The following is a 9,312-nucleotide window of genomic DNA, read 5'->3' on the forward strand; positions in this document are numbered from 1 at the left end:
ATGCCGAACAGGTAACCGACCAGCAGCATCCGCAGCATCAGCTCGGGGTCGATCGACGGCCGCCCGGCGGCGCTATAACTGTCGGCCAGCGCCTCGCGCACGAAGCTAAAGTCGAGCAGTCCGTCGATCCGACGCAAAAAATGGTCGCCAGGCACGTGATCGTCGAGCCGGAAGCCGTAAAACAGCGACCCCTGCGCCACCTGCCGACCCATCATGCTCCGCGCTCCCGCCTGCCTGGATCGAGTGAATCACCCTGCGCCAAAGGCTGCAAGCGCTACTTTTTCAACAGTCTCGACCGATTGTGACACTTGGGCGTTTCCAGGCGCCCCAGACAGCCCGAATGATTTCCCGCTTTATCGTCCCGAATCACGTTGCCATATAGTGAGTTCATAAATAGAACCTTTTAGCTCACCGCTATTATGCGAGGGAGACATCGTGCACACACGAATTACCGAGCTGTTCGGCATCGAACACCCCATCGTCCAAGGCGGTATGCATATGGTCGGATATGCCGAGCTGGCTGCCGCAGTCTCGAACGCCGGCGGTCTCGGCATTATCACGGGTCTGACCCTGCCCAACGCTATTGCGCTGGCCGATGAAATTGCGCGCTGCCGGACGATGACGGACAAGCCGTTCGGCGTGAACCTCACCTTCTTACCGATCGTCAACGAACCCGATTACCCAGGTTACGTCCGCGCGATCCTAGACGGGGGCGTCAAGGTCGTGGAAACCGCGGGCAACAACCCTCAGAAATGGTTGCCTCCGCTGCACGAGGCAGGTGTGAAGGTGATTCACAAATGCACTTCGGTCCGGCACGCGCTGAAGGCGGAGGCGATCGGGTGCGACGCGGTGAGCGTCGACGGTTTCGAATGTGGAGGCCATCCTGGGGAGGATGACGTCCCGAACATGATCCTGCTGCCGCGCGCGGCGGACGAGTTGACGATCCCATTCGTCGCCTCGGGCGGAATGGCGGACGCGCGCTCGCTGGTCGCCGCGCTGGCGATGGGAGCGGAGGGCATCAATATGGGCACGCGCTTTGTGGCGACCCAGGAGGCACCGGTTCACGCCAACGTGAAGGACGCGATTGTCGCCGCATCGGAGCTCGACACGCGGCTGGTGATGCGTCCGTTGCGCAACACCGAGCGCGTGCTGGTTAACGCAGGGGTCGAGCGGCTGATCGCCAAGGAACGCGAACTCGGGAGTGCGATCACCTTTCAAGACATCGCACCCGAGGTCGCGGGCATCTATCCGCGCATCATGAAGGACGGCGAGATGGATGCGGGTGCGTGGAGTTGCGGCATGGTCGCGGGGCTCATAAACGACATCCCGACCGTTGCCGCGCTGATCGACCGGATTATGGGCGAAGCGGAGGAGATCATCGCCGGGCGCCTGTCTCGCCTGATCGCGCAACCCGCGCGTGTCGCGGCGTAGGCGCGGCTACCAATTTTCGCCGAACGGTCTGATCTCCGCAAGGAACGACCAAGCCACTCGCGGCTGATGCGCGAGGTGCCAGACCTCGTCGGCGATCGCCTCCGGCGTGATGAAGAAGTCGTCTGAGCGATCTGGGAACCTCTCGCGCGTCCAGGCGAGATCGATGACCGCGTCGATCATCAGATAGGAGACATGCACGCCAAGCGGACCCATTTCGCGGGCGATCGATTCGGCGAGGATGCGCTGCGCCGCCTTGGTCGGCGCGAAGCCGGCGAACTTGGCCTTGCCGCGGATCGCGGAAGTGTTGCCGGTCACGATCAGCGCGCCGCCGCCCGCCGCCTCCATCCGCGGTGCCGCCCAGCGCGCGAGGTGGAGCAGCGCCATCACGTTGACGTGGAAGTTGCGCTCCAGCACCGCCGGTTCGATTTCGACGAAGCTGCCGAACGCGCCGCCGACCGCGTTGTGGACGACGATGGCGGGGGCACCCCCTTCGCCTTCGACCCGGTCCAGCGCGGACGTCAGCGCGACGGCGTCGGCGACGTCGCACGGCACCGCGAAACAGCCGGGCAGCGTGCGTTCCAGCTCCGCCAGGCGATCGGTCGTGCGCGCCAGCATCGCGACGCGGTAGCCGCCCTGGTGAAGCCGGCGGACGATCGCCGTGCCGGTGCCGGGGCCAACCCCGGTCACGATCGCCAGCGGAGTCATGCCGACCGCTCCAGCGCGGCGCGTACGAAGTCGAGCCGGTCGTTGCCGAAGAACATCTCGTCGCCGACGAAGATGGCCGGTGCGCCGAAGACGCCGCTTGCCACCGCCTCGTCGGTCGCGCGGGTCACCGCCTCGTTCAGGTCCGACGAATCGATGTCTGCCGCGATCGACGCGCCCGTCACGCCGGCTGCCACCAGCACCTCGGCGACCTCCGCCGCCGTCCCGAGCGGCCGGGGAACGCCCCACATCGCCGCAAAGAGCGCGCTCACCGCCACACCGGCATCGCCCCGCTCCGCGACGAGCAAGGTCGCGCGCAGCAGGCGGCGATGATCGAGCTCCAGGATCCCCGGATTGCGCGCGAACGGCACGCCGTAATGGCCCACCCAGCGGCGCAGATCGGCCTGGATGTAGCGGTTCTTGGGCTTGCAGATCACGCTGGTCGGCACATTCCCGACCGCAGGCATCAGCGCGCGAATGTCGAACGGCCGATAGTCGATCGCGGGATTCAGCCGCACCAGCTGCGTGTGCGCGAGATAGGCGTAAGGGCTGAGATAGTCGAAGTAGAAGCGCAGGGTCGGCACGGTCATGCCCCCGGCGATGCCGCGATCGCCTCCTCCACGTCGCGCAGCCGGTCCTTACCGAAATACAGTTCGTCGCCGACCAGGAAGCTGGGGCTACCGAACGCGCCCTTCTCGAACGCGGTCTGGGTATTGTCGAGCAGGCGCTGCTTGACCTCGGGCGTCTGTGCATACGCGAACAATTGTTCGACCGGCAGGCCCGCTTCGCCGAGCGATCGCGCGACCACCTCCGGCTGTCCCATGTCGAGCCCGCGCGTCCACATGTCGTCGAAGACGCGATCGACATAGGCATCGGACACACCAAGTTCCTGCGCGGCGAGGGCGCCACGCATCAGCAGCAGTGTGTTGATCGGGAAATGCGGGTTCATCTTGAAGTCGGTGATGCCGTGCCGATCGATGAAGCGTTGCATCTCCAGGCGGTCATATTCGGGCTTGTTCCGGATCTCGGCAAAGGCCGTTGCGGGGGATTGATTGCCGGTCAGCTTGAACAGGCCCCCCAGCAAGATCGGCACATAGCCGAACGTGGTGCCCGTCCGCTGCTCGATCGCAGGGATGGCGCGGTGCGACAGGAAGGCGTTCGGGCTGCCGAAGTCGAAATAGAATGATATATCTGGCACCGAAGCTCTCCTGTCGACCGCTTGAGCGGGTTCTAATACCTTACTTACTCTGCTAGAGCGGTCAAGTGATTGCGCCGTGACGGTGGCGTGATACCCTTGACGAACGAGCCACAGTGAGTTCTACATCGAAACCGAATAGGAAATCAGCCGCAGTGCCGGCGGAGAGGAGCTTGCAGGTGGACCTGAGTTTCACGCCAGACGAGGAAGCGTTCCGCCACGAGGTTCGCGCCTTCTACGCCGGATCGCTGCCGCCGTCGCTCGCTGACCGCATCCGCCTGGGCCACGGCCTGACGAAGGACGAACAGGAGGCATGGCAGGCGACGTTGGCGCGACGCGGCTGGCTCGTGCCGCACTGGCCGGTCGAATGGGGCGGGACCGGATGGTCGGCGGTCGAACGCTACATCTTCGATCTCGAATCCTCGCTCGCCAACGCGCCGCGTCCGATCGCGTTCGGCTTCAATATGCTCGCCCCCGTTCTGCTGAAATACGGCAGCGAAGAGCAGAAGCGCCATTGGCTGCCGCGAATGCTCGATGGCTCGGACTGGTGGTGTCAGGGCTATTCCGAACCGGGCGCCGGGTCCGACCTCGCCGCGCTGAAGACCCGCGCGGTGCGCGACGGCGACGACTATGTCGTCAATGGCCAGAAGACGTGGACGACGCTTGGCCAGCACGCGAACATGATCTTCGCGCTCGTCCGCACCAACGACACCGGCCGGCGGCAGGAGGGCATCTCGTTCCTGCTGATCGACATGACGTCGCCGGGCGTCGAGGTCCGCCCGATCATCACGCTCGATGGCGATCACGAGGTGAACGAGATCTTCTTCACCGATGTGCGCGTTCCCGTCGGGAACCTGGTCGGCGAGCAGGATCGTGGCTGGACCTATGCCAAATATCTCCTGACCTACGAGCGCACGAGCATGGCGGCGGTCGGCAGTTCGACCGCGGCGCTGGCGTGGCTGAAATCGCTGGCGGCGAAGCAGCAGCGCGGCGGCAAGCCGCTGCTCGACGATCCGCTGTTCGCCGCGCGCGTCGCGCGTGCCGAGATCGAGCTGGCCAACCTCTCGACCACCGCACTGCGGGTCGTGGCCGCGGTCGCTGGCGGCGGGGCACCGGGCGCGGAAAGCTCGATGCTTAAGGTCAAGGGCACCGAGTTGCGGCAGGAGATCAGTGCGCTGGCGCGCCGTGCGCTCGGGCCGTTCGCGCAGCCCTTCCTGCCCGAAGCGCTGGAGGACGGCTTCAACGGCGAACCGGTCGGGCCGCCCGACGCCGCCGCGGTGACGCCGCAGTATCTCAACCTGCGCAAGCTCTCGATCTTCGGCGGATCGAACGAGATCCAGAAGAACATCATCTCCAAGATGATCCTCCAGCTTTAGAGACCGCGCATGGACTTCAACCATACCGACGACCGGCGCATGCTGGCCGATACGCTGGGCCGCTTCATCGCGGGCCAGACCGACCCAATGGCGCGCGCTGAGGCCGCGAAGACCGCACCGGGTTATGATCCCGCCGTGTGGACGCGCTTCGCGGAGCTCGGCGTGATCGGCGCGCTGTTCGGCCCCGACGACGGTGGTTTCGGCGGCGGCGGTTTCGACATCATGGTCGTCTTCGAAGCACTGGGCGCCGGGCTGGTGCAAGCACCGTTCCTGTCGACGCTGCTGGCGGGACGCGCGCTGGCGGCGGCGGGGGGACGCGCCGACGAGATCGAAGCACTGATCGCGGGCACGATGGTGATTGCGTTCGCGCATCAGGAAGGCGGCGCCGGCTATGATCTAGACCACGTCGCCACCCGCGCCGAGCGGAACGGCAACGATTGGGTGCTCACCGGCTCCAAATCGGTAATCGCCGATGCGGAAGGCGCGACGTTGCTGCTGGTCTCCGCCAGGACGTCGGGAGAGGTCGGCGACCGGGACGGCGTGTCGCTGTTCCTGGTGCCCGTCCAGGCATCGGGACTCGACGTCCGCGGTTATCCGTGCGTCGATGGTGGGCGCGCCGCCGAGGTGCGGCTCGACGGCGTCACGCTACCGGCTACCGCGCTGGTCGGCACCGAAGGCGACGGCACCGGATCGATCGCCGACGCGGTGGCGGCCGGCCTGCTCGCGCTCTGTGCCGAAGCGCTCGGCGCGATGGCGGTCGTGCGCGACGCGACGCTCGACTATCTGCGCACCCGGATGCAGTTCGGCGAGGCGATCGGGCGCAACCAGGCGCTGCAGCACCGCATGGCCGCGCTGCTGATCGAGATCGAGCAGGCGCGATCGGCGGTCATCAACGCCGCCGCCGCGCTCGACGGTCCCGGCAATGCCCGCGAGCGCATGCTGTCGGCCGCCAAGTATACGATCGGCCGGACCGGGACGCTGGTCGCCGAGGAGGCGATCCAGCTTCATGGCGGCATCGGCATGACCTGGGAACTGCCGATGACGCATTTCGCCAAGCGGCTGATGATGATCGACCATCAGCTGGGCGACGAGGATCACCACCTCGCCCGCTACGCCGCGCTCAGCCGCGCGGCCTGACCCCGATATGAGGAAATGACGATGGCGAACGAAGAGACCGGCCAGCGCAATGCGACCGCCGCGATCATCGGCGCGGGCGACTTCATCGGCGCGGCGATCGCCAAGCGCTTCGCCGCCGAAGGTTACACCGTCTTCATCGGGCGTCGGCAGGCCGAGAAGCTGGAACCGCTGAGGCAGGAGATCGAGGCGGCGGGGGGCCGTGTCGTCGCCCGCTCGCTCGACGCCCGCGACGAGGAGCAGATGGTCGCCTTCCTCGCGGAGGCGGAGGCGCATGCCCCGCTCGAGGTATGCGTGTTCAACATCGGCGCGAACGTCAACTTCCCGTTGGTCGAGACCACCGCGCGCGTCTTTCGGAAAGTCTGGGAAATGGCCTGTTTCGCGGGCTTCCTCGCCGGGCGCGAGGCGGCGCGGCACATGCTCGCGCGGGGCAAGGGATCGATCTTCTTCACCGGCGCAACCGCGGGCCTGCGCGGCGGCACAGGTTACGCGGCCTTCGCCAGCGCCAAGTTCGGCCTGCGCGCGGTGGCGCAATCTGCGGCGCGTGAACTGGGGCCGCAGGGCATCCACGTCGCGCATCTCGTCATCGATGCCGGCGTCGATACCGCCTGGGTGCGCGAGCGTATCCGCGAGCGCGCCGGCGACGCGGCGGTGGACAGCATCCAGCCGGGGCAGCTGATGCGCCCCGAGGCGGTCGCCGAAACCTATTGGGCGCTCCACCAGCAGCCGATCGACGCCTGGACCTTCGAACAGGAAATCCGGCCGTTCGGCGAAAAGTGGTAGACCTGTGACCGCGTCGGCACGCTCGCGTTTCGCCCCTCGCGCCGTCGAGGTCGATTATCGGGCGGACGGCGTCATCCTGATGCGCTCGCCGATCCCGCTCGATGGTTGCGAGCACCACATCTGCGCTTACCTCGAACGCTGGGCCGGCGAGGCACCGGACCGGACGTTCCTCGCGCAGCGCGACGCAACCGGCGCGTGGCGGCACCTGTCCTACGCGGAGGCTTGGGCGCGCGCGCGCGCGATCGCGCAAGCCTTGCTCGATCGCGGCCTCGGCCCGGACCGTCCGCTCGCGATCCTGACCGGCAACTCGATCGAACATGCGCTGATGACCTTCGGCGCGATGATCGCCGGCGTGCCCGTCGCGCCGATCTCGCCCGCGTACAGCGCAAGCGCGGGCGGGCGGCGGCGCCTCGCCGAGGTCTTCGCCATCCTGCAGCCGGGCATGATCTTCGCGCAATCGGCCGCGCCGCTCGCCGACGTGCGCGCCATGCCGGAACTCGCGGGGCTGCCGTGGATCACGGTCGAGCCGACCGACGCGGCGGAGTTGCTGGCCGATGTCGATCGCGTGACCGGACATGCCGATGCCGATCGCGCCTATGCCGCCGCGACGGCGGTAACCGTGGCGAAGATCCTCTTCACTTCCGGTTCGACCGGCGCGCCCAAGGGCGTTCCCAACACCCAGGGCATGCTGTGCAGCGCGGTCCGCGCCGCCGGACTCGTCTTCCCGGTCGATGCTCCGCCAGTGACGGTCGACTGGATGCCGTGGCATCACACGCTGGGCGGCAACAGCACGTTGCACTCCATCCTGCGCGACGGCGGTACGATGTACATCGACGGCGGTCGCCCGCTGCCCGGCCTGTTCGACGAGACGGTGCGCAACCTGACCGAGATCGCCACTACCGTGGTGCAGAACGTGCCGGTCGGCTTCCAGATGCTGGTCGCGGCGATGGAGACCGACGATGCGCTGCGGACCCGCTTCTTCGAGCGGGTCGAACGCATCGCGTTCGCCGGCGCGAGTCTCACCGGCGACATTTTCGATCGCATGCAGGCGCTGGCGATCCGCACGACCGGCGAGCCGGTGGCGTTCGTCGCCGGCTATGGCACGACCGAGACGGGACCGGGCATCGCCAGCACTCACTGGCCGAGCGAGGGGAAGGGCGAGATCGGGCTGCCCTTTCCGGGGTGCGAGGTGAAGCTGGTGCCGTTCGACGATCGCTACGAGATCCGCGTACGCGGCCCCAACGTCTTTCCCGGTTATCTCGGTCGCGCCGATTTGACGGAGAAGGCGTTCGATGACGAGCGCTTCTACGCGGTCGGCGACGCCGTCCAGTTCTTTGATCCAGGCGATCCGCGCCAGGGCCTGCGTTTCGCCGGGCGGTTGAGCGAGAATTTCAAGCTGTCGAACGGCATTTGGGTGCTCACCGGCGAACTACGCGCGGCGGTCCTGGCGGCCGCGCCGGGCGTGGCGGAACTGGTCGTGGCGGGTCATGACCGCGACGACGTGCGGCTGCTCGTCTGGCCCGCCGGAGGGAATGATCCGGCGGGGGCGCGTGCTGGCATCGCGCGCGACCTGGCGACGTATAATGCGGCAAACCACGGCGCGACGCGGCGCATTGCCGGTTTCGCCCTGGTCGATGCGCCGCCGTCGATGGCCGAGGGCGAACTCACCGACAAGGGCTATGTCAACCAGCGCGCCGTCCTCGCCAACCGCGCCGAACTGGTCGCACGGCTGTACGATGGCGGCGCTTCGCTATGACCGGCTGACTGGGCGCACGCGTTCGGGTTTGGTCGCAACGTCGCGCTCCCGCGGCAGCCGCTGCGCATCGCGCAGGCCCGGCCCCGGCAGCACCCGTACGTCGCGCGGGTCGAGTGCCTCGGCACAGGCCGAACATGTTGTGACGGGGTCGAAGATGTGACCGCACGAAACATGTTCGTGCAGCACAGGGCGTCCCCTGCGCCCCGAGAGGTGGATATCGCCCCAATGAACGATCGACAGCACGACCGGATACAAGTCGAGCCCCTTGGGTGTCAGACGATATTCGTAGCGGGTCGGCTTCTGCTGATAGGCGACCTTCGTCAGCACGAAGCTATCGACCAGCTTCTGCAGCCGATCGGTCAGGATCGGGCGGCCGATACCCAGCCGCTCCTGGAAATCATCGAAGCGCCGCACGCGCAGGAAACATTCACGCAGAATCAGCAACGTCCAGCGATCGCCAATGATTGCCAATGTCCGCGCCATTGAGCAGTCTTGTTCTCCAATGGCATTCCACTGCATCGAAAACCGGCCCCGTCAGTTCCAAAGAAGAACCTTAGCAGTGCTCCCTTTGCAAAGCCATGCCATCGCTCTCAGCGCAAATTGAGAGTGATGCTAGCCGCACAGTGTCACAACCGAACGAGACTGTTGAAAAAGTAGCGCTTGCAGCCTTTGGCGCAGGGTGATTCACTCGATCCAGGCAGGCGGGAGCGCGGAGCATGATGGGTCGGCAGGTGGCGCAGGGGTCGCTGTTTTACGGCTTCCGGCTCGACGATCACGTGCCTGGCGACCATTTTTTGCGTCGGATCGACGGACTGCTCGACTTTAGCTTCGTGCGCGAGGCGCTGGCCGACAGTTATAGCGCCGCCGGGCGGCCGTCGATCGACCCCGAGCTGATGCTGCGGATGCTGCTGGTCGGTTACCTGTTCGGCATTCGG

The 9,312-nt window shown here is 66.5% G+C and carries 11 protein-coding genes; 6 read left to right on the plus strand and 5 right to left on the minus strand.

What is annotated here, in order from left to right:
* Positions 1 to 215, minus strand: a 215-nt coding sequence (locus tag EAH84_RS15290) for a transposase (RefSeq protein WP_140872838.1), incomplete at its 3' end; no start/stop codon positions are given.
* A gap of 220 nt (positions 216 to 435) precedes the next feature.
* Here EAH84_RS15290 and EAH84_RS15295 point away from each other — a divergent pair.
* Positions 436 to 1,431 carry an NAD(P)H-dependent flavin oxidoreductase gene (locus tag EAH84_RS15295; RefSeq protein ID WP_140872839.1) on the plus strand — a complete coding sequence of 332 codons (996 nt, stop codon included), beginning with the start codon at positions 436 to 438 and terminating at the stop codon, positions 1,429 to 1,431.
* A gap of 6 nt (positions 1,432 to 1,437) precedes the next feature.
* On the opposite strand, the gene EAH84_RS15300 is transcribed toward EAH84_RS15295, so the two are convergent.
* Genes EAH84_RS15300 through EAH84_RS15310 form a run of 3 tightly spaced genes read right to left on the minus strand, consistent with a single transcriptional unit; the run spans position 1,438 to position 3,331 of the window.
* The gene (locus EAH84_RS15300; protein WP_140872840.1) at positions 1,438 to 2,136 is read right to left on the minus strand and encodes an SDR family NAD(P)-dependent oxidoreductase; all 699 of its coding nucleotides are present in this window, start codon (positions 2,134 to 2,136) and stop codon (positions 1,438 to 1,440) included.
* On the minus strand, positions 2,133 to 2,723 hold the full coding sequence (locus tag EAH84_RS15305; protein WP_206663985.1) for a 2-hydroxychromene-2-carboxylate isomerase: 591 nt from the start codon (positions 2,721 to 2,723) through the stop codon (positions 2,133 to 2,135). Before EAH84_RS15305 ends, EAH84_RS15300 begins: the two co-directional genes overlap by 4 nt.
* Entirely contained in the window at positions 2,720 to 3,331 is a 612-nt protein-coding gene (locus EAH84_RS15310; protein ID WP_140872841.1) for a 2-hydroxychromene-2-carboxylate isomerase, read from the minus strand. Before EAH84_RS15310 ends, EAH84_RS15305 begins: the two co-directional genes overlap by 4 nt.
* A 176-nt stretch (positions 3,332 to 3,507) precedes the next feature.
* Here EAH84_RS15310 and EAH84_RS15315 point away from each other — a divergent pair, with 176 nt between their 5' ends.
* The 4 genes from EAH84_RS15315 to EAH84_RS15330 all read left to right on the plus strand — a co-directional run bounded on the left by EAH84_RS15315 (position 3,508) and on the right by EAH84_RS15330 (position 8,377).
* Entirely contained in the window at positions 3,508 to 4,704 is a 1,197-nt protein-coding gene (locus tag EAH84_RS15315; RefSeq protein WP_140872842.1) for an acyl-CoA dehydrogenase family protein, read from the plus strand.
* Between the two features lie 9 nt (positions 4,705 to 4,713).
* On the plus strand, positions 4,714 to 5,841 hold the full coding sequence (locus EAH84_RS15320; protein WP_140872843.1) for an acyl-CoA dehydrogenase family protein: 1,128 nt from the start codon (positions 4,714 to 4,716) through the stop codon (positions 5,839 to 5,841).
* 21 nt (positions 5,842 to 5,862) lie between these two features.
* The gene (locus EAH84_RS15325) at positions 5,863 to 6,621 is read left to right on the plus strand and encodes an SDR family NAD(P)-dependent oxidoreductase (protein WP_140872844.1); all 759 of its coding nucleotides are present in this window, start codon (positions 5,863 to 5,865) and stop codon (positions 6,619 to 6,621) included.
* 79 nt (positions 6,622 to 6,700) lie between these two features.
* Positions 6,701 to 8,377, plus strand: coding sequence for an AMP-binding protein (locus EAH84_RS15330; RefSeq protein WP_140872845.1), 1,677 nt, complete (start codon positions 6,701 to 6,703; stop codon positions 8,375 to 8,377).
* Here EAH84_RS15330 and EAH84_RS15335 read toward each other — a convergent pair.
* Positions 8,372 to 8,896, minus strand: coding sequence for a winged helix-turn-helix transcriptional regulator (locus EAH84_RS15335; RefSeq protein ID WP_140872846.1), 525 nt, complete (start codon positions 8,894 to 8,896; stop codon positions 8,372 to 8,374). The genes EAH84_RS15330 and EAH84_RS15335 overlap by 6 nt on opposite strands.
* Positions 8,897 to 9,093: 197 nt before the next feature.
* Here EAH84_RS15335 and EAH84_RS15340 point away from each other — a divergent pair.
* A partial coding sequence (locus tag EAH84_RS15340; RefSeq protein WP_140872847.1) for a transposase occupies positions 9,094 to 9,312 on the plus strand: 219 nt, incomplete at its 3' end.

Origin of the sequence: Sphingomonas oligophenolica (genome assembly GCF_006438955.1) — a bacterium.
Classification (GTDB): Bacteria; Pseudomonadota; Alphaproteobacteria; order Sphingomonadales; family Sphingomonadaceae; genus Sphingomonas; species Sphingomonas oligophenolica_A.

Bases quoted from the DNA above. Each gene is read 5' to 3' on its own strand.
- EAH84_RS15300 (WP_140872840.1), bottom strand. From the start codon at position 2,136: ATGACTCCGCTGGCGATCGTGACCGGGGTTGGCCCCGGCACCGGCACG.
- EAH84_RS15305 (WP_206663985.1), bottom strand. From the start codon at position 2,723: ATGACCGTGCCGACCCTGCGCTTCTACTTCGACTATCTCAGCCCTTAC.
- EAH84_RS15320 (WP_140872843.1), top strand. From the start codon at position 4,714: ATGGACTTCAACCATACCGACGACCGGCGCATGCTGGCCGATACGCTG.
- EAH84_RS15325 (WP_140872844.1), top strand. From the start codon at position 5,863: ATGGCGAACGAAGAGACCGGCCAGCGCAATGCGACCGCCGCGATCATC.
- EAH84_RS15330 (WP_140872845.1), top strand. From the start codon at position 6,701: ATGCGCTCGCCGATCCCGCTCGATGGTTGCGAGCACCACATCTGCGCT.
- EAH84_RS15335 (WP_140872846.1), bottom strand. From the start codon at position 8,896: ATGCAGTGGAATGCCATTGGAGAACAAGACTGCTCAATGGCGCGGACA.